The sequence below is a fragment of the Jiella sonneratiae genome, assembly GCF_017353515.1.
Lineage (GTDB): Bacteria > Pseudomonadota > Alphaproteobacteria > Rhizobiales > Rhizobiaceae > Jiella > Jiella sonneratiae.
This window is the reverse complement of record NZ_JAFMPY010000001.1, coordinates 402,526-420,939: the sequence shown is the minus strand read 5'-3', so window position 1 is coordinate 420,939 and position 18,414 is coordinate 402,526. Positions and strand designations below refer to the sequence as shown.

The window sequence follows — 18,414 nt, the reverse complement described above, 5'->3', positions numbered from 1 at the left end:
CCCATCCTTAACCTTTGCATGCTATGAGGCTCGGGCATGAGTCCCGATCTCGCCGCACAACTGAACCGTCCCGTCGCGACGCTCCTCGGCGTGAGGGTCGACGGGCTGTCGCTGTTCCTCGCCGCGGCGCTTTTCTGCGTCGCCGTCCTCTGGCTGCGGGCGGCCGGGCGCGCCCGGTCGCGGCAGGCGGCGCTCGAGGCGGCCGAGGCGGATGCCGAACGGCTCGACGCCGTTCTGAGCGCGCAGGCCGAGATCTCCGGGCGGATGCAGACGATGGCGGAGATCTTCGGCGCCCGGCAGGCAGACCTGACACGGACGCTCTCGGACCGTCTCGACGGCCTCACCAGCCGCGTCGGCCAGTCGATCCTCTCCACCACGAAGGACACCAAGGCGTCGCTTTCGATCCTTGCCGAACGTCTCGCCGTGATCGATCGCGCCCAGAGCGAGATCCGCAACCTCGCCGGCGAGGTGGTGCGGCTGAAGGACGTCCTCGCCAACAAGCAGAGCCGCGGCGCCTTCGGCGAGGGCCGGATGCAGGCGATCGTCGCCGATGCCCTGCCGGCCTCGGCCTACCGGTTCCAGGCGACGCTGTCGAACGGCCGCCGGCCGGACTGCCTGATCCGCATGCCGAACGGCGCACCGGGCCTCGTCGTCGACGCGAAGTTTCCGCTGGAGGCCTACAGCGCGCTGGAGGCGGCGGGCGACGAGGCCGGGCGGTCGGCGGCGGGCGCCCGGCTGCGGCGCGACATGGACGTCCATGTCCGGGCGATCGCGGAAAAATACCTGATCCCCGGCGAGACCCAGGACACCGCCTTCCTCTTCGTCCCGTCGGAGACCGTCTTCGCCGTCCTCCACGAGGAGTTCGACGATATCGTCCAGAAGGCCTACCGGGCCGGCGTCGTCATCGTCTCGCCGTCGCTGCTCAACCTGTCGATCCAGGTCGTCCAGGCGGTGCTCAAGGATGCCAGGCTGCGCGCCTCGGCCGGGCGGATCCAGGCCGAGGTCCGGCTCTTCGCCGAAGATCTGGAACGGCTCGATGCGCGGGTCGCGGCGCTGCGCCAGCATTTCGGCCAGGCCTCGCGCGACGTCGACCAGATCGGCCTGTCGAGCGAGAAGCTCCGGCATCGCGGCCGCAGGATCGCCGACGTCGAACTCGGGGAAGAGACGCGGCCGGACGGGATCGCCGCGCCGGGCGCGCGCGGCTGAACGGTCGCGACCGAAGGGCAGGGCGGCGAACGCAGGCAAGCAAGGCCCGGCATGACGCAGGCGCCCGCCTCGCAAGGCAATCAACGCTGCGTGAATAGCTGTACATTCCCCTGCGTAACGGCTAACAGCGCCTGGAAACCTTAAAAAAAGATTATGCTAGACGGATCGAAACCGCTCTGGCTGCATTGTAGGCTGGAACGTCGACACCGCAGGGGGACGATATGCGTCGCGGATTGGGGGTCATGATTGCGGCATTCGTGCTGGCGACTTCGCCGGCCGCGCTCGCACGTGAGCCGTCTTCCCACGTCACGGCTACCACATCCTCCCCGGCCAATCTGTCACTTGCCTACAACACGCAGACGGACCTTTCCTTCCGCCGCGGCCTGCAGATCCGGCTCGCCTGGACCGGCGATTATTCCGGGCCGTTCTCCGGCATGATAGCCGCGCCGACCCTGCGGGCGATCCGCGACTTCCAGGCGCGGCACGGCATGCAGGCCGACGGTGTCATCAGCGAGGTGATGCTGCAGCAGCTGATCTCGCTTTCGGACACGGTTCAGCAGGATCTCGGCGTCGCCATGGTCGACGATGGCGCCACCGGTGCCCGCCTCGCTCTGCCGCTGAAGCTCGTCAGCGATCGTGGCCGGACCGAGGTCGGCAATCTCTGGCGCGCCGAGGACGGCAGCGTCGAGGTCGAGACCGTCCGGATCTCCGACACCGGGCAGACGCTGGCCGGTCTCTACGAGACCCTCAGCCAGCCGACGGCCAAGCGGTCGGTGCTCGACTCCGAGAAGGCCGGCGACTGGTTCACCGTCGCCGGGACCGAGGCGGGACGACACTACTTCATGCGCTTTGCCGGCTCCGGGCCGGACCTCCGCGGCTTTTCGGTGTCCTATCCGGAAAAGGCTGTGGGCGATCTCGCGCCCTTCGTCACCGTCGCTTCCAACCTCTTCGAACCGTTTGCCGGCGAGCCGAGCGCTCCGCTCGTCGCCGAAAATGCCGACAAGCCGTTCTCTGCCATGCTGGCCCACCGGCGGGCGACCGAACGGGGCGAGACGCGCTATGCGATGGCCGACGGCGGCGAGGCGGGTGCCGGGTCTCACATGTTCGAGCTGCCGCGCGAGCGCCGCTACGGCAAGGCCGCCATCGAGCCGGCCCAGGGTGTTTCGCCGCAGCCCGGCACGCCGGCCTTCGACATGGCGGGCTCCGGCTTCGTCGTGGCCGACGGCTGGCTCTTGACCAATGCCCATGTCGTGCGCGGCTGCCGCAAGGTCGAGGTCGGCGCCAATGTCCCGGCGTCGGAGATCCGCATCGACGCGGACAACGACCTCGCGCTGGTCCATGTGAATTCGAGCATCGGTACGCCGCTCGCCATCTCGGCGACGAAGCCGCGGCTCGGCGAGGACATCCTCGCCCTCGGCTTCCCGCTGCGCTCGATCCTCGCCGACTCGCTGAACGTCACCCGCGGCAACGTCTCCTCGCTGCTCGGCCTGATGAACGATCCGCGCTACCTGCAGATCTCGGCCCCGGTGCAGCCGGGCAATTCGGGCGGTCCGCTGGTCGATCTCGCCGGCCGCGTGGTGGGCGTCGTCACCGCCAAGCTCGACGCCGTCGCCGTTGCCGACGCGACGGGGGACATCCCGCAGTCGATCAACTTCGCCATCCGTCCCGACGCCGTCGCTTCCTTCCTGCACAAGAACGGCGTCGCCTTCAGGACCGCCGATCCCAAGGCGGCGCTCGAGAGCGTGCCCGACGCAACGGCGAAGGTGAAGGACGCGGTCTACCCGGTCGTCTGCACCGACTGACCGCCGCCCGCCAGCCCGCCTGTTACGGCAGGCGACGGCTCTTCCAACCTCACTTCCCATCTACCGCTGCAGCATCGCCCGCGCGGTGCCTGGCGACATAGGCCGCAAAGGCTTCGTCCATCGCAATCGTCCGGCTGCCGAGCCAGGGAAAATGGCCGTAGTCGAAGGACAGCTGCCCGGCAGCCGCCCCGGCGCTTTCGCCCTCGAATGCGTATTCGTATATCGCTGCAAGGAGGCCGGTACGGTCCGAGCCTGACTTGCAATGGATGAGGATCGGCTTCGGCGCGTTCTTCAGGACGAAGACGATCCCGTCGAGAAGCCGTTCGTCCGGAACGCTTGTCGCCGAGAGATGAAAGCTCACGAAATCCAGGCGGTGCTGCGCCGCGAGCGCGCGCTCGGCCTCGTACCAGTCGCTTCCTTCGCCGCCGCGCAGGTTGACGATCGTTCGTATTCTCTCTGTCACGATCAGCGAGTTGAGCCGCGCCGGCGGGAGAGTGGCCGAGCGGTAGAGGCGGCCGGCCGCGACGGCGTTGATGTTGCCGGTCGCGTGAAGGGCGACGAGATTGGCGAGCGACGTGCCGACGATGACGGCGAGGGCGCTCGCAGCGGCGACGGCGAGACGGCGCAGCGCCTCGCGCCGTTCGCCTGCGGCATAGGGCGGAAAGAGCTGGGCCGCACGTCCCGCCGCGGCGGCCGTTCCGTGCGAGATTGCCTGCAGCGCATCGCCGAGAGCGTCGTCGCGCCGACCCGCGCCGAAATCCGTGACTGTCATCCGCGCCCCCGGTGAGGGTTGACGAGCGCTGCCGTCGACCCGTCAGCCGGGCGCCCCTGTGCCCGCGTCGTCGTGCCTGCGTCGTGTCGGCGCCCTTCTGCCTGCCATCGATGTCGTGCGGATGAAGCCAGCCGGTGGGTCGGGGGCGTTGCTTCGGAACCGACGCGCCGCGCCGCCGTTCGCAAAAGAGGCGAACGGTTCGCGCGGCTCTCGGCTCGGCCTTACGATGCGGGGGTGAGCAGCTGCCGTCCTGCAGGATCCAAGGAGTGACCCCATGCCCGATCTCGACACCGACCCGACGCTCGTCCGTGATCAGCAGGATCGCGACACGCCGCAGCAGATCGGCTCCGAAGGGCGGCGCAAGGAAGCCGGCGACAGCGACGCGGAGAGCGGCGAGGCCCGGCGCGCCGCGATCCGCGGCGAGGGGGCGGGTGGCCGCGAGCAGATGGACGCGATCCTGAAGCAGAACCGGGACGGCGGTGGTTCGGCGGGCGCAAAGGACGGCACAGGCACGAGCAGCCGGTCGCTGCGCGGGCTGGTGCGCAAGGGGCGGTCGCTTCTCGGCGGCTGAGACGCGGAGTTTGTCTGCCGGCCGTTCCGTCGGCGGCCGGCCGGCGCTCCGATCGCGTCAGCTGATGCCGCGCAGGAAGGTCGCGAGATCCTCGGTGACGAAGTCGATATGCGCGCCGTCCTGCCCCTCGTGCTCCCAGACGTCGCCGAAGGTGTCCTCGAAATTCGGCGGGACGATCAGCACGGTGCGCATGCCGAGGCGCTTAGGGACTTCCAGATTGCGGGCGAGATCCTCGAACATCGCGGCATGGGCGGCGTCCACCCGATGCAGGCCGAGGAACTTGTCGTAGGTCTCCGCCGCCGGCTTCGGGACGAGGTCCGCCGCGACGAGATCGAAGATGTCCTCGAAATGGTCGAGCACGCCGAGCTGGCGGGCGGCGCGCTCGGCGTGCCGTCGGTCGCCGTTGGTGAAGATGAACTTGCGGCCGGGCAGGGCGGCGATCACCGCGCCGAGCGCCGGATCGGGATCGATCCAGGAATAGTCGATGTCGTGGACGTATTCGAGGAACGCGTCCGGATCGACGGCATGCTCCATCATCAGCCCGCGCAGCGTCGTTCCATGCCGGCGGTAGAAGTCCTTCTGGACCGTGCGGGCCTCGTCCTTGGGAAGCTGCAGGAACTCCGCCACGAAGGAGGTCATCCGCTGGTCGATCTGTGAGAACAGGTTGGTGTGGCGCGGATAGAGGGTGTTGTCGAGGTCGAACACCCAGTCGCGCACGCCGGCGAAGTCGTCCGGCCTCGCTTCGCGCGTGGTGCGGACGTCGTGGCCCGACGCGGGGCTGGATGGACTGGCGGATTTTGTCGGCTTCTCAAGCATGCGGCGATGATAGACGCGGGAGCTTGCCAAAAACAGGACGATTCGCGTCATGCCCGCCTGGATCCCGATCACCATCGCCGCGGCCTTCTGTCAGAACCTGCGCTCGGGGCTGCAGAAGCGGCTGAAGGGCCGGATGGGGACGACCGGCGCGACCTTCGTGCGCTTCGGCTTCGGCCTGCCATTCGCGCTCCTCTATCTCGCCGCCGTCGCCTGGATCGACGCCGAGAAGTTGCCCGCGCCGAACGCCGCGATGCTCGGCGCGGCGGCAGCCGGCGGCCTTGCCCAGATCGGCGCGACCTTCCTGCTGGTCTATCTCTTCGGGCTGCGCAACTTCATGGTCGGCACCGCCTATTCGAAGACCGAGCCGGTGCAGGCCGCGCTCTTCGGCTTCCTCATCCTGAACGAGAGCATCGCGCCGCTGGGGCTCCTGGCCGTCGTCGCCGGGGTGGTCGGCGTCGTGCTGATTTCCGTCGGCAATGCCGGGCCGGGCAACGTGCTGCGCGGCCTGGCATCGCGGGCGGCAGCGATCGGGATCGCCTCCGGGGCGCTGTTCGGCCTTTCGGCGGTGTTCTTCCGGGCCGCGGCGCTGGCCCTCGACGAAGGGTCGGCCCCGCTGCGTGCGGCGCTGACGCTCGCCGTCACCCTCGCCATCCAGACGCTGGTCATGCTCGTTTGGATGGCGGCGCGCGACCGGGAGGAGCTCTGCCGCGTCGTCCGCGCCTGGGCACCGGGCCTTTTGGTCGGCCTTGCCGGCGCCAGCGCCTCGGCCGGGTGGTTTACCGCAATGACGCTGCAGAAGGTCGCCTATGTCCGGGCGCTGGGGCAGATCGAACTGGTCTTTACCTTCGCCTCGTCGGTCTTCTGGTTCCGCGAGAAGGTGACGCGGCTCGAATTCCTCGGCGCCGCCGTGATCGTCCTGGCGATCCTGGCGCTGATCGCCGGTGCCGGCTGACCGGCGGCCTCAGCCGGAGACCAGGAGGGCGATGTAGCTCGCCAGAACCACGAACATCGAGCGGAAGGCGAGGGCGACGAGGCGGTACTTCGCCTGGCAGATCGCCGCGAGCGTCCGGGTGTTCTGGAGATAGTCCTGATAGAGGATCTCGGTGTCGTCGCGGCTGCGCGCCGCGTCGAGGGCCTCGCCCGCGGCGGGCCACGCGCCCCAGAACAGGAAGCTGGTGCCCGGGCGCGAGCGGGGCAGGACGACGCAGATTGCCGAAATCAGGGCGGTGCCCACCGCCGCCAGCATGACGAGGCTGGCGACGGCGTTGACCGGGCCGGCCGCGGCGAGATGCTCCAGCGAGAAAGAGCGCCGCGTCTCGGCGGACCAGACGACAAGGGCGAGGATGAAGGTGAAGATGTAGGCCGCCTTCTGATCGGCCGTCCGGATCTGGTCGGCGAAGATGCGGTTGGCTTCGATGAGATGGACGAGATGCCGTTCGGACATCCGACGCTCCAGCAGGCGTGATTCGGGTGACGGTGACGTGACATCATCGCTCTGCCGGAACTCGCGTCCGGCGTCTGTGGCGCCGTGGTCACGCAATCCGGGAATCGACTTGACGCAGCGTCTCAACCTGCAGTCCTCAGATTGACAGCGACGTGGCCGGCAAAGATTCATGCCGCATCGTCAAGTCTCGAGTTTCCCCGCGATGCATCGGACGCGTTGCCGTCTCACTCTCCTGGCCGCCTGCGGCTTCGCCGCCACCGCCGCCGGCGCCGACCCGGTTCCGCGGGTCGCCCCGGCCGCCGGGTCGGTCGTCGCGACCAAGCTCGGCGAAGAGATCGAGTTCGTCGAGGCGCCGGCGTGGCGCGGCGTCGAGGTCCTGCAGGAGGTCAAGACCGGCGACGTCCTCAGGACGAATTCCGCCGGGCAGCTGGCCATCCTGTTCTCCGACCAGACGCAGATCCGCGTCGGGCGGAACTCGACGCTGATCGTCAAGGAGCGGGTGCCCGGCGGCGACACGAAGCTGGTGCTGCAGAGCGGCCAGATCTTTGGTCGTGCGGCGCGCGGCGGCTCCGGCGTGTTCGTCGAGACGGCCGCCGCCACCGCGGCGATCCGCGGCACAGACTGGGCGATGCAGGCCGAAGGCAGCCGCACGACCCTGTCGGTGCTGGACGGCGAGGTGCAGTTTTCCAACCCGCAGGGCTCGGTGACCGTGCGCCAGGGCGAGGCGGCGGCCGCGACGCTCGGCGAGGCGCCGACCAAGAACGTCATCGTCGCCGACGACGTGCATGAGCAGATGCTCGTCAACGTCTCTCTGCGCTCGGCCTTCGAATCCTTTCCGACGACACCCCTGCCGAACCGCCGGCTGCTTCAGGAGCAGCGCCGGCTCGCCGCCATCCCCGCCGGTTCCCGCAGCGCCGAGGACCGGGTGCTGGCGGCCGAGATCGCCGCCGACCGCGACGGGCGGAAGGTCGCCGAGCGTATGATCGCCGATGCCCGGCAGGGCCCGCTGACGGCAGCGCGGGCGGCGCGGCTCACCCTGCTTCAGGCGAACATCGCCGCGGGCCGGCAGCGCTACGCCGAGGCCGTCAGGCTCTACGAGGCCGCCCTGCCGCAGCTTTCCGGCGAGCGCCGGACCACCGCGACCTACTTCCTCTACTACGCCCGCTCGCTCGCCGATCCGCGGCACGTGCCGCCGGCGCCGAGGCCCGATCCGAACGACCGGATCTCGGTCGCCGGCGAGGCGGTGATCGCGGCGATCCTCAAGACCCCGCGCGAGGCGCTGCAGATCCTGCTCGATGCCGAGCCGCGGTTTTCCAACGACCCGGAATTCGAGGCGCTTTTGAGCAAGGTCGCGATGTTCGCCAGCGACTACAAGACGGCAAAGCGCGCCGCCGACCGCGCCTATGCGCTGGATCCGGACGATCCCGAAGTGCTCTCCGCCCGGGCGGACTACCGAGCCAATGCCGAATCGGACCTGAAGGGGGCGATCGCCGACCTCGAGAGAGGGCTGGCGCTCGCCCCGGGCAACACGGCGCTGCTCAACGTCTACGGCCTGGCGCTCGCGGAACGCGGGGCGATGCGCGAGGCGGAGGCGGCGCTGCTGAGGGCCGTCGAGATCGATCCGGAAGATCCGATCAACCGCGCCAATCTCGCCATGGTCTATCTGGCGCAGGGCCGCGTCGCGGAGGCGCGCGCCATGACGGACGCGGTCTTCGAGGCCGATCCGTCCTTCACCATCGCCTATATGGTGCGGGGCACGCAGCAACTGCTCGAGGGCGAGGAAAAGGCAGCCCTCGACAGCCTGCTGAAGGCCTCGGCGACCAACCCGGCCTATTCCGACGTGCTTCTCACCCTCGGCGAGGCCTATGCCGCCAATGGCGACATCGAGCATGCGCGCCAGGCCTTCGACGACGCCGACCGGCTCGACCCGAACAGCGTGCTCGCCGCGCAATATCTCGCCGCGCTCGCGGTCGACCAGTATCAGGCCGACGACGCGATCGAATACGCGCATCGGGCGGTCGAGCGGATCCGCGCCCGCGGCGGCGACTACCAGTCGATCCATGCGACGCGCGATTCCGGCTCGGCGCTGGCCTCGGCCTACGGGTTCCTGTCGCTCGACGCCTGGGGCAACTACTGGAGCGAACTGGTCTTCGATCCGTTCGAATCGGCCGGCTATTTCGACCGGGCGCTCTACGGCACGCCGGCGCCGTTCTCGCTCTCCCGCGGCGACGAGATCGCCGGGCCGGATGCCGACGTCGACAGCAGGGGCTTCTCGCTCCTGACCAAGGGCATTCTCGGCGATGCTCTCAGCCTCGCCGGCTCCAACCTGCGCCCGTCCTTCGTCACCACGCCGTTCACGGAATTCTCCTTCAGCGGCGGCGTCCTCAGCCGCGCCGGCCAGTCCGGCGGGGTGTATGGTGCGGGCGTCCAGTCGCTCGGCTACGACCCGTTGCCCTATTCGATGATGCTGCAGGTGAGCGGCGAGTCGACTTCCCCGGACTATGCCGACCAGGACGATGACAACTACCGGCTGGTCGGGGGCTTCGGCCTCCAGGTCACCCCTTACGACCGCGTCGCCGGCTTCGTCTCGGCCGCGCGCGGGACCGGCAACGAGGCGCTGGAGGCGATCCCGTTCACCCGCGGCGACACGGCCCGCGACGACACCTTCCTCGGCACGCTCGGCTTCTCCCACACCTTCGGCTATCACAACGTCCTCGACGTCGCGGTCTTCGGGGTGCGGAACGACGGCGAGCAGGCGCTGGTGCCGCTCGAACTCCTCTACCAGAACGTCCTCGGCGCCTATGCCGCCAACGCCCGGCAGGACCTCCTGAAGGCCAGCGCCTCGCACATCGTCGGCTTCGAACCCTTCACCCTCGAATATGGCGGCGAATACGGCGGCCAGCGGTCGCAGACCGCCGGCGAACTCTACGCCTTCGATGCCGCCGGCATTCCCCGGCTGATCTCGGTCGCGTCCTCCGAAAGCCGTTCGAATTTCGGCCGCGCCTGGATCGACGCGACCTTCGAGGCGACGGACGCGCTGCGCTTCGAGGCGGGCCTGTTCGGCTCGACGACCGAGACCGACGGGGCGGAGCGGGACGAGTTCCTCGCGCCGCGCTTCGGCGCGGCCTACATGCCGGTCGAGGGGCAGTGGCTCAGGGCAGGCTTCCTGCGCGAACGGCCGGAGCAGGACAGCTACACGCTGGCGCCGATCGGCGTCGTGGGGCTGCGGTCCAACGCGCTGGGCGGCGGCGTCGAACATGTCGACACCTCCATCGTGCGCCTCGACAGCGAGTGGTCGCGGCACCTCTTCACGGCGGTCGAATACCAGCACCAGGACTTTGCCGGTCTCGCCTTCGAAGTGCCCGGTTATATCGACGCCGTCACGGTCGACGACGCCAGGCTCGACCGGCTGTCCCTGACGGTCAACAGCTGGCTCGGCGGCGGCTTCGGCGCCTCGGCGACGCTCGCCCGGAGCTGGTCGAAGGGAACCGTCGCCGGCGCCACGGGCGACATCCCCTATGTGCCCGACTGGGGCGGAAACGTCGCTTTGACCTATGTCGACCCGAGCCGGATCAAGGTCACCGCCCGCGAGACCTATCTCGGCCACCGCGAATCCCACATCGGCAACCAGCGGCTCGACGACGCCTTCGTCACCGACGTGTTCGGCTCGTGGGAAAGCGAGGACCGGCATCTCGCCGTCGATCTCGGCGTCTACAACCTCTTCGACGAAGCCGTCGAGGTCGCGCCGCTGGTGCCGACGGCGCAGCGGACCATCCGCGCGACGATGCAGGCACGGTTCTAGATGGACCGGACGAAACGCCGGCGCATCGTCGAGACGGCATTCTGTGCGGCGGCGGCGATCCTCCTGTGCCTCGGCCTGTCGCTCTGGCAGCCCTTCCGCATGGCCGAGGCGCGGGTCTTCGATCTCTTCGCGACGCTGTCGCCGCCCGTGGCCGCGACGGCGGATGACGGTGACGGTGACGGCGGCATCGTCGTCGTGGCGATCGACGAACCCTCCTTCGCCGAGATCGGCCTGCAATGGCCATGGCCGCGGGACCTGCATGCCAGGCTGGTCGACGCGCTGAGACAGGCCGGCGTCAGGGCGATCGGCCTCGATCTCGTCTTCGCAGAACCCTCCAGCGAGGCGGCGGACGCGGCGCTGGCGCAGGCGCTCGGACCGGACGTGGTGCTTGCCGCCGACGAGAGCGTCATCGAGACGCCGCAGATGAGCCAGCTCATCCGCACCGAGCCGCTGCCGGAATTCGTCGCCGCCGGCGCGCGGGTCGGGCTCGCCTCGGTCTCGCTCGATCCCGACAACGTGCTGCGGCGGGTGCCGGCCGCGCCGGACGGCTTTGCCGCAAAGCTTCTCGAAGCGGCCGGCGAGGCGCCTGTCGCCGCGGCCGGCGGCCTGCTCCGTCCGATGGGCCCGGCCCGCAGCTATCCGACCGTCTCCTACTATCAGGCGCTCGATCCCGGAACGTTCCTTCCCCCCGGCTTCCTGAAGGGCAAGATCGCCGTGGTCGGCCGCAGCCTGCAGATGGCGATCCCGGCCGAGACCGGCGGTGCCGACAGCTTCGCGACGCCGTTTACCTCGGCGACCGGAATGCTGGTGCCGGGTGTCGAGATCCAGGCGACGATCGCCGACAATCTGCGCCACGCCTTGACGCTCCGCCCGGCCGGCCTGCCGCTCGTCGCCGGCTTCGTCGTCGTCGCGGCGTTCGCCGCGGCCTTCGTCGCCTTCCGGCCGGCGGATCTGTGGAGCGTCCTCGCCGGGCTCTGCCTCGTCGCCGCCGTCTTCGGCGCCAGCGCCGCGGCCTTCTTCGGCCTGCGGCTGTTCCTGCCGCCGCTCGCCCCTTCGCTCGCCGTCGCCGCGGTGCTCGCGCCGCTCGCCGCGCGTGACATCACCCAGGAGCGGGCGATGCGCCGCGGCGTCATCCGCGCCTTCGGCCACTATCTCGCGCCGGCCCTGGTCGAGCGGCTGGCCCGCGATCCCTCCGCCCTGAAGCTCGGCGGCGAGCGGCGCGAACTCACCATCCTGTTTTCCGACATCCGCAACTTCACCACCCTGGCCGAGTCGATGAAGGACGAGCCCGAGCGCCTGACCCAGCTCATCAACCGGCTGCTGACGCCGCTGTCGCAGGCGGTGCTCGATCGCGGCGGGACGATCGACAAGTTCATCGGTGACTGCATCATGGCCTTCTGGAACGCGCCGCTCGACGATCCCGACCATGCGCGCCACGCGGTGGAGGCGGGGCTGGCCATGCTCGCGGCCGTCGAGGGGCTGAATGCGGAGCTCGGCGCCGAGCTCGGCGCGGCGGCGCCGAAGCTCGCGGTCGGCGTCGGCATCAACACCGGAACCTGCGTCGTCGGCAACATGGGGTCGGCGACCCGCTTCGACTATTCGGTCCTCGGCGATGCCGTGAACTACGCCTCCAGGCTCGAAAGCGCCTCGAAGGAATGCGCCGTGCCGCTGCTCGTCGGCGCGGCGACCGCGGCGGCGATCTCACCCGGGCTGGCGCCGCTGCTCGTCGCCCGCATCGCCGTGAAGGGGCGGAGCGGCGTCGCGCCGGTCTATACGGTGCTGTCCGTAGAGCCGCTCGGCGACGAGGCGAGGAAACGCTTCGATGTTGCGGTCGAGGCACTTCTTGCCGGCGAAGGCGGGGGCGACGCGGCGTGCTTCGCCGACCGTCCGGCGCTCGCCGGGCTTCATGCGACGATCGCCGCCCGCGAAGCGCGCCGGAACGCCAAGCCCCTGAAAGAGGCCCCGCACCGGATGGAGGCGTCCTGACGCAGGGCGGCGGGCGTCAGGCGACCGGCTCGCTCATCGCGACGCGCTCCTTCGGCATCGCCATCTGGTTCTCGTCCATCCGCGCCCTCGCCACCGCCTCGATCTTGGCGCGTATGTCCGGATGGCGCTCGAGGAACCGCGCGAAGTCCTGGGCGGAGAGCCGCAGCAGCGACGAATAGGCGATCGCCCTGACGTCGGCCTGCCGCCGGATGTCGAAGATCAGCGCGAGTTCGCCGAAGATCTCGCCGCTGCCGAGCCGAACCTTGACGTCGCCGCGCTCCACCTCCATCGCGCCCGAGGCAATGAAATAGGCCGCGTCGCCGATCTCACCGGTGCGGATCACGGTGAGGCCGGGCGGCACGAAATGCGGCCTCAGATGCCGGGCGAGCTCGGTTTTCACCCGCGCGTCGAGGCCGGCGAAGAGGTCGCAGCGCTCGATCAGGCTGAGCGTGTCGAGGCCGAGATCGAGCTCCGGCCGCCGCGTCTCGACGAGCCGCGCCGGACCGAGGCCCTTGAGGACGCTGCGCTCGACCTCGCTGTTGATGACGCCGGACTGGCGCAGCCGCTCGATCTCCGCTGCCTTGAAGGCGCGGATGGAGCGCGCGATGATCATCCGCTCGAGTTTCGCGACATAGGCCGGATATTGCAGGCGGATCGCCGCGATCTCGCGCTCGACGACGTCCTGGCGCTGTTTCAGCGCCGCCGTCGCGCCGACGGCCGGCTCCGCGCCGAGGACCGGCCTGAGCTCGGCGTCGGCGAAGGGCACCAGCCGGTCGATGACCAGCGAGATCTCGGCCAGGCGCTCGAAGCGGTCGCCGAGCCGCCGGGCGAGCAGCCGGCTGTAGCCGAGACGCCGCTGCAGTTGCAGGCTCATCCGGTCGAGGCGGTCGAAGCCGATCTCGTTGCGGGTGGCGACGTCGTAGCCCTCGGCGCCGCGGGCGCGGACGAGGTCGAGGCGCTGCCGGGCGGCGGCCGTCAGTTCGCGGGCGATCGGCGGCGCGACCTTGCCTTCGGCAAAGCGGGAGAGGACGATGTCGCGCTGGCGGTCGGACAGGGTGATCAGCGCGAGCCGCAGCTTCTCCTCTTCGCAGAGGCTCGCCGTGGAGGTCACCGGATCGATGACGAAGTCGAGGTCGTCGTCCCCGATCCTTTCATTGCGCGAGAAGGTGCGGAAGCGCTCGGCCATGGAGCGGGCCAGCGCCTCGACCTTCTCCGAGGTCGCCGACAGCGCGAGATCGCGGATCGCGCGGTCGACGCCGGAAAGGACGTCCAGCCTCAGACCCTGGATCAGCAGGCGCAGCGTGGTGCCCTGCACGAACAGCGTCGCCAGCGTGTAGCCGGTCGCGATCGTCGCGACGAAGGCGGCGACCGGACGCGGGATCGCCGGATTCTCGGTGACGGCGAGGGCCAGCGCCAGGGTCATCGACCCCCGCAGGCCGCCCCAGATCATCACCACCGCATAGGAGCGGGACACCCCGTCATAGAGGCCGAACCGCGACAGCAGCGGAAAGCAGCCGAAGATCACCAGGGCGCGCGCGACGAGCGTCGCGGCGAAGACGACGAGGAGCAGCAAAAGGTCGTGCGGCGTCGCCCCGCCGACGAGGCGCGGGACGAGCAGCGAGGTCATCACGAAGATCAGGATGGCCGACCAGGAGGCCAGCTGTTCCCAGGTGTCCTTGAGGTGGCGCCAGGTGTCGCCGGCGATCCGGCCGGGGGCGAAGGTCGCCAGCGTCACGCCGGCCGAAACCACGGCGATGACGCCGGAGACCTCCAGCACCTCCTCGCCGATCCAGTAGGCGAGGTAGGGGACGGCGAGGCTGAGCGAGACGAAGGCGATGCGGTCGTCCGCGAGCGAGCGCGACAGGACGAGGAAGGCCTGGGCGACGGCCCAGCCGAGCACGGCGCCGCCGAGCGGCAGGAGGATCAGGCTCGCCGCGACCGACAGGGCCGAGAGCGAGCCGGGGGCGGTGAGGGCGGTGGTGAAGATCAGGAACAGCGAGATCGCCGCGGCGTCGTTGAACAGGCTCTCGCCTTCGACGAGCCGCGTCAGCCGTTCCGGAGCGCCGACCTCGCGGAAGATCGCGATGACCGCGACCGGATCGGTGGTGGCGATCAGCGAGGCGACGAGGAGACAGGCGACGAGCGGCATGCCGGCCAGCGGCCACAGCGCGAGGCCGGCGCCGAAGGTCGCGACGATCACCGCGACGAGGGCGAGGATGACGATCGGCAGGACGTCCTCGCGGATCCTGTGCATGTCGACGTCGAGCGCGCCCTGGAAGATCAGCGTCGGCAGGAAGACGTAAAGGAAGAGGTGCGAGCCGACGGGAAGGTCGAGCACCATGGCCGAGAACGTCGCCGGCAGCATCGAGCCGGGGTTCTCGATCGAATAGAGGCAGAGCAGGCCGAGGGCGAGGCCGCCGGCCGCCAGGACGATCGACACCGGCAGCCGGAAGAAGCGCGCCACCGGCCGCGCCAGCGAGCCGAGGGCGACGACGACGGCGACGAGGGCAACGACGGTGGCGATCGGCATGGCTGGAACACTTCAGGCGGGCACACCGACCTGCTTTGCCGACAAGACGCGAGAAACACAATGGTGTTTGCTGGTGGGCTTTGCCGAGGGGGCTTGCTGACGGAAGAATTCCGCCGCGCCGCATGGGGCGACGCTCCGTCAGCCGAAGCGCTGGCTCCATGCCGGGGCGACGTCTCCCGGGGCGGGGCGGGCCGCATGGACGCCGCGCGCGATCGCCCGCGCCATGACGGCTGCAGCCGCGGCGCCGAGTTCGATCGTCGCCGCCTCGCGCTGGTCGACCGCGACGCCGGAAGCGCCGGTCGCGGCGGCGAAGACCAGGTCGCCGTCGAAAGCCGTGTGCGATGCCCAGATCGCCCGGGCGAGCCCGCCATGGGCGGCGATGGCCAGCCGTTTGGCGGCGGCCTTGTCGAGGATCGCGTCGGTGGCGACGATCCCGATCGTCGTGTTGGCGGCCGGCTTCGGATCGAACTTGCTGCGCAGCAGCTCCCGCTGCTCGGGCAGGACGGCATTCAGCCCGAGGCCGCCGAACTCGTCGCCGATCTCGAAGGGCGCGGCCCAGAAATGCGCCGTGTCGCCGACGGTGGCGGAGCCGACGGCATTCACCGCGACGAGCGCGCCGACCGTGATTCCGGAGGGAAGGCGCACCGATGCCGAACCGAGCCCGCCCTTCACCGTCCCCGTCGTGCAGCCGATGCCGGCTCCCGCCGTGCCGATGGCGAAGTCCGCCGCGGCGGCTTTCGCCGCTCCATATCCGAAGTCGCGATAGGGCGGATGCAGCCCCCAGTCCTTGTCTCCGCCATTGGCGAGATCGAAGAGGATCGCCGCCGGGACGATCGGGACCTTGAAGCCCGCGACGGCGAAGCCGCGGCCGGTCTCGCGCAGCAGGGACTGGACGCCGCCGGCCGCGTCGAGGCCGAAGGCCGAGCCGCCGGAGAGCACCAGCGCGTCGACGCCCGGAACCAGCCTTTCCGGCGCGAGCAGCTCGGTTTCGCGCGTGCCCGGCGCGCCGCCGAGAATCTCCACCGCGGCAACCGCCGGAGGGTCGAAGAGCGCGACGGTCGTCCCGCTCTTCAGGCCGTCGTCGCCGGCATTGCCGACGAAGACGCCGCCGACGTCGGTGATGAGGTTGCGCGGACCCCGATGCCAGCCATGGCTCTGCAAGAGCGGTTCGCTTCCTGGTTTCGCCGACCCGCGGCCGGACCGGCGCGGCGAATGCCGATCCCGCAGGCCACGCGCCGCGACGGAGGTTCGAATGGAGCCTTCCAATCCGACACCCGACGCGGGATCCGCACCAGGCGGGGCCTCGATGTCGCACGTGCTCCCTCAGTGCACGATAGGGCCCAACACGCCGCTGGTGCAACAGTCATTGACCGCCGCCGGCGGGACCGTGTTCTTCAGCCAGCAGCGCGGCTTCGGCCCCTGGACGCCGGGGCGCACGAAGGTCCAGGCCCTGCAGAGGGCGTTCTCGCCGTTGCAGGCGCTGCCGCAGAGATTGGCATCGGCTGCCGGGAGGTCGAAGTTCTTGTAGTCGCCGCCCGGACGGTCGATCCCCGCTTCGAACGAACGTGCCGGAACGCCCGATGTGCAGCAGCCGTTTCGCACGGCGTTGGGAATGGCGGTCTTCAGCCAGCATCTGGCCTTCGGACCCTGGACGCCCTTCTTGACGAAGGTCCAGGCCCGGCATGCGCCGTCCTGCTCGCACTGGATGCGGCAGGCGTCGACCGGCCCGCCGAAGCTTCCCGGCGTCGGGTCGTTCAGATCGAAATTCTTGTAGTCGCCGCCGGGGCGGTCGACATTGTCCTCGAATTCCTGGTCGGCGCGGGAGGCGCCGACACCGAGGAAGAGCAGCAGCAAGATGCAGAAAAGACTCGTCACAACGCGGCGCATCGAGATTTCCTCCGCCAGCCTGAAGCATCGATCCGAAACACGGACCCGAATTCCGGACAATGCGATGGTCTGATACGATCGATAGAAGCATCCGGCCGCGTTCTGGCGTTCAGAGCGCGCGATGAGGAGCGTCGACCGGATAATATATTGTATTTTATCGCCCTGGCGAAGTCGATGCCGCCGCTGCCCCTGCGTCAAAAAAATCGTCGGGGCCTCGGAGCGTCGCTTCGAAGTGCCGCGCCAGCCGGGCGCCCATGGCTTGCGGCGAGCCCGCAATGGCAAAGCGGGTGCCGCCGCGGCTTACCCGCCGGTTTCGTCCGCGAATTCGTCGCCGCGCCACTCGAAGACGCGGAAGAGGTCGAGACTGCCGTCGCCCTTTTTGTCGAAGGTCACCTTGCCGAGACTGGTCTCGAAGGGCCCGCCGGCCAGGGCCTTGTCGATCCCGCCGCCGTCGCCGCCATCCTCGCGGCTTCGACGAACCGCCTCGATGGCGATCTCGGTCGCGACATAGGCCGGTCCGAAATAGCCCTGCGGCGGAAGCCGGCCGGTCTCGTCGCGGGTCCCCTCCGCCTCGTCCTTCGGTTCGAGCTCGGGAAACCGCGTCTGCGGACCGATGGCGACGATGCCGGCCGGCAGCGGCGTGTCGGTGCTCGCTTCGTCGAACAGCGCTTCGGAACCGACGATGGAAAGGTCGAGCCCCAGCTCCTTGGCATCGCGCGCGATGATCGCGACGTCCGGCCTGTCGCCGGCGATGAAGAAGCGGGTGACGCCGCTGCGTTCCATGCGCCGCGCCAGGCCGAACTGCTTTTCCTCGGCCGGCCGGAAATTGTCGAGCGTCTGCGGCTTCAGCCCCTGGTCGGCAAGCCGCCGCCGGACGGAATCCGACAGGCTGCGGGCGGCGATCGAGCCGTCGTCGACGAGGCCGAAGGGCTGGTCCGCCCAGCGCGCGGCGACGTAACGGGAAACGGCGATCGCTTCGGCGTCGGAGCGAGGCGCGATCCGCCACAGGAGATTGCCGCTGCGGGGCTTGTCGTCGGTCAGCCGGTTGGCCCTGACGCCGACGTCGAGCGTCGGGATGCCGGCCTTCTTGAGGATCGGCAGCGCCGCCTCGATCGCCTCGATGCAGAGGAAGCCGACGACGACGTCGGCCTTTTCGGCGACGAAATTCTTCGCCGCCGCGGCGCCTCCCTCTGCCGAGCAAGAGGTGTCGGCGACCACCGTTCTCGCCGTCCCGCCGCCGTGGCTCGCGACCGCCGCGGCGACGCCGGCGGTCAGCTGGCGACCGAGGATCGCCTGCGAATCGGCGAGCGGCGCGGCGACGCCGACGAGCGGCGTCGCAGCCTCCTGGGCGGATGCCGGCACGGCCGAAAGGAGCGACAAGGCGAGGATTGCGTGAGCGCGCATGGTGGCGGTGATAGCGCGTTCGCCGGCAGTTGGAAATCGCGCCCGCGCCGTGCGACTGTCGGGCCGCGGCGAATCCGTCGCCGCGCCGGCCCTCGAGCGAGGATCGAGGGTGCGCGCCGTTCGAGGCCACCCTATGTAGATGCGATGAACCATGTCTTTCCGATGAACGAGGACCAACGTTTGCCGACGCCCCT

General features: G+C 69.7%; 13 protein-coding genes. 6 read left to right on the top strand and 7 right to left on the bottom strand.

Annotation, left to right across the window (positions count from 1 at the left end):
* The first annotated feature begins 36 nt into the window (after positions 1-36).
* A complete protein-coding gene (locus J1C47_RS01850; RefSeq protein WP_207349006.1) occupies positions 37-1,206 on the top strand; it encodes a DNA recombination protein RmuC in 1,170 nt (389 codons plus the stop codon).
* Between the two features lie 242 nt (positions 1,207-1,448).
* Entirely contained in the window at positions 1,449-3,008 is a 1,560-nt protein-coding gene (locus J1C47_RS01845) for a serine protease (protein WP_207349005.1), read from the top strand.
* Positions 3,009-3,057: 49 nt separating this feature from the next.
* Here J1C47_RS01845 and J1C47_RS01840 read toward each other — a convergent pair whose 3' ends face one another.
* The gene (locus J1C47_RS01840) at positions 3,058-3,780 is read right to left on the bottom strand and encodes a fused DSP-PTPase phosphatase/NAD kinase-like protein (RefSeq protein WP_207349004.1); all 723 of its coding nucleotides are present in this window, start codon (positions 3,778-3,780) and stop codon (positions 3,058-3,060) included.
* Between the two features lie 274 nt (positions 3,781-4,054).
* On the opposite strand from J1C47_RS01840, the gene J1C47_RS01835 reads away from it, so the two are divergent.
* On the top strand, positions 4,055-4,351 hold the full coding sequence (locus tag J1C47_RS01835; protein ID WP_207349003.1) for a hypothetical protein: 297 nt from the start codon (positions 4,055-4,057) through the stop codon (positions 4,349-4,351).
* 57 nt (positions 4,352-4,408) lie between these two features.
* Here J1C47_RS01835 and J1C47_RS01830 read toward each other — a convergent pair whose 3' ends face one another.
* Complete coding sequence (locus tag J1C47_RS01830; protein ID WP_245396288.1) at positions 4,409-5,218, bottom strand: pyrimidine 5'-nucleotidase; 810 nt, start codon at positions 5,216-5,218, stop codon at positions 4,409-4,411.
* On the opposite strand from J1C47_RS01830, the gene J1C47_RS01825 reads away from it, so the two are divergent.
* Positions 5,217-6,119: an EamA family transporter gene (locus J1C47_RS01825; RefSeq protein WP_207349002.1), complete on the top strand. Its 903-nt coding sequence runs from the start codon at positions 5,217-5,219 to the stop codon at positions 6,117-6,119. The two genes, J1C47_RS01830 and J1C47_RS01825, sit on opposite strands and share 2 nt — an antisense overlap.
* Before the next feature lie 9 nt (positions 6,120-6,128).
* Here J1C47_RS01825 and J1C47_RS01820 read toward each other — a convergent pair whose 3' ends face one another.
* Positions 6,129-6,611 carry a Pycsar system effector family protein gene (locus J1C47_RS01820; protein ID WP_207349001.1) on the bottom strand — a complete coding sequence of 161 codons (483 nt, stop codon included), beginning with the start codon at positions 6,609-6,611 and terminating at the stop codon, positions 6,129-6,131.
* A gap of 202 nt (positions 6,612-6,813) precedes the next feature.
* Here J1C47_RS01820 and J1C47_RS01815 point away from each other — a divergent pair, with 202 nt between their 5' ends.
* Entirely contained in the window at positions 6,814-10,413 is a 3,600-nt protein-coding gene (locus tag J1C47_RS01815) for a FecR domain-containing protein (protein WP_207349000.1), read from the top strand.
* Complete coding sequence (locus J1C47_RS01810; protein ID WP_207348999.1) at positions 10,414-12,399, top strand: adenylate/guanylate cyclase domain-containing protein; 1,986 nt, start codon at positions 10,414-10,416, stop codon at positions 12,397-12,399. It begins immediately after the preceding gene.
* A 16-nt stretch (positions 12,400-12,415) separates the two neighbouring features.
* Here the strand turns inward: J1C47_RS01810 and J1C47_RS01805 are convergent, their stop codons facing one another.
* The 4 genes from J1C47_RS01805 to J1C47_RS01790 form a co-directional block, all read right to left on the bottom strand.
* Positions 12,416-14,929, bottom strand: coding sequence for a cation:proton antiporter (locus J1C47_RS01805; protein WP_207348998.1), 2,514 nt, complete (start codon positions 14,927-14,929; stop codon positions 12,416-12,418).
* 138 nt (positions 14,930-15,067) lie between these two features.
* Positions 15,068-16,090, bottom strand: a complete 1,023-nt coding sequence (locus tag J1C47_RS01800) for a P1 family peptidase (RefSeq protein WP_207348997.1) — start codon at positions 16,088-16,090, stop codon at positions 15,068-15,070.
* Positions 16,091-16,252: 162 nt separating this feature from the next.
* The gene (locus J1C47_RS01795) at positions 16,253-17,014 is read right to left on the bottom strand and encodes a PAN domain-containing protein (protein WP_207348996.1); all 762 of its coding nucleotides are present in this window, start codon (positions 17,012-17,014) and stop codon (positions 16,253-16,255) included.
* 102 nt (positions 17,015-17,116) lie between these two features.
* Complete coding sequence (locus J1C47_RS01790) at positions 17,117-18,220, bottom strand: branched-chain amino acid ABC transporter substrate-binding protein (RefSeq protein WP_207348995.1); 1,104 nt, start codon at positions 18,218-18,220, stop codon at positions 17,117-17,119.
* Positions 18,221-18,414 lie beyond the last annotated feature (194 nt).

Coding starts and splice junctions, on each gene's coding strand:
- J1C47_RS01820 (WP_207349001.1), bottom strand. CDS start 6,611: ATGTCCGAACGGCATCTCGTCCATCTCATCGAAGCCAACCGCATCTTC.
- J1C47_RS01850 (WP_207349006.1), top strand. CDS start 37: ATGAGTCCCGATCTCGCCGCACAACTGAACCGTCCCGTCGCGACGCTC.
- J1C47_RS01810 (WP_207348999.1), top strand. CDS start 10,414: ATGGACCGGACGAAACGCCGGCGCATCGTCGAGACGGCATTCTGTGCG.
- J1C47_RS01790 (WP_207348995.1), bottom strand. CDS start 18,220: ATGCGCGCTCACGCAATCCTCGCCTTGTCGCTCCTTTCGGCCGTGCCG.
- J1C47_RS01815 (WP_207349000.1), top strand. CDS start 6,814: ATGCATCGGACGCGTTGCCGTCTCACTCTCCTGGCCGCCTGCGGCTTC.
- J1C47_RS01845 (WP_207349005.1), top strand. CDS start 1,449: ATGATTGCGGCATTCGTGCTGGCGACTTCGCCGGCCGCGCTCGCACGT.
- J1C47_RS01825 (WP_207349002.1), top strand. CDS start 5,217: ATGCCCGCCTGGATCCCGATCACCATCGCCGCGGCCTTCTGTCAGAAC.
- J1C47_RS01830 (WP_245396288.1), bottom strand. CDS start 5,218: ATGACGCGAATCGTCCTGTTTTTGGCAAGCTCCCGCGTCTATCATCGC.
- J1C47_RS01805 (WP_207348998.1), bottom strand. CDS start 14,929: ATGCCGATCGCCACCGTCGTTGCCCTCGTCGCCGTCGTCGTCGCCCTC.
- J1C47_RS01840 (WP_207349004.1), bottom strand. CDS start 3,780: ATGACAGTCACGGATTTCGGCGCGGGTCGGCGCGACGACGCTCTCGGC.
- J1C47_RS01835 (WP_207349003.1), top strand. CDS start 4,055: ATGCCCGATCTCGACACCGACCCGACGCTCGTCCGTGATCAGCAGGAT.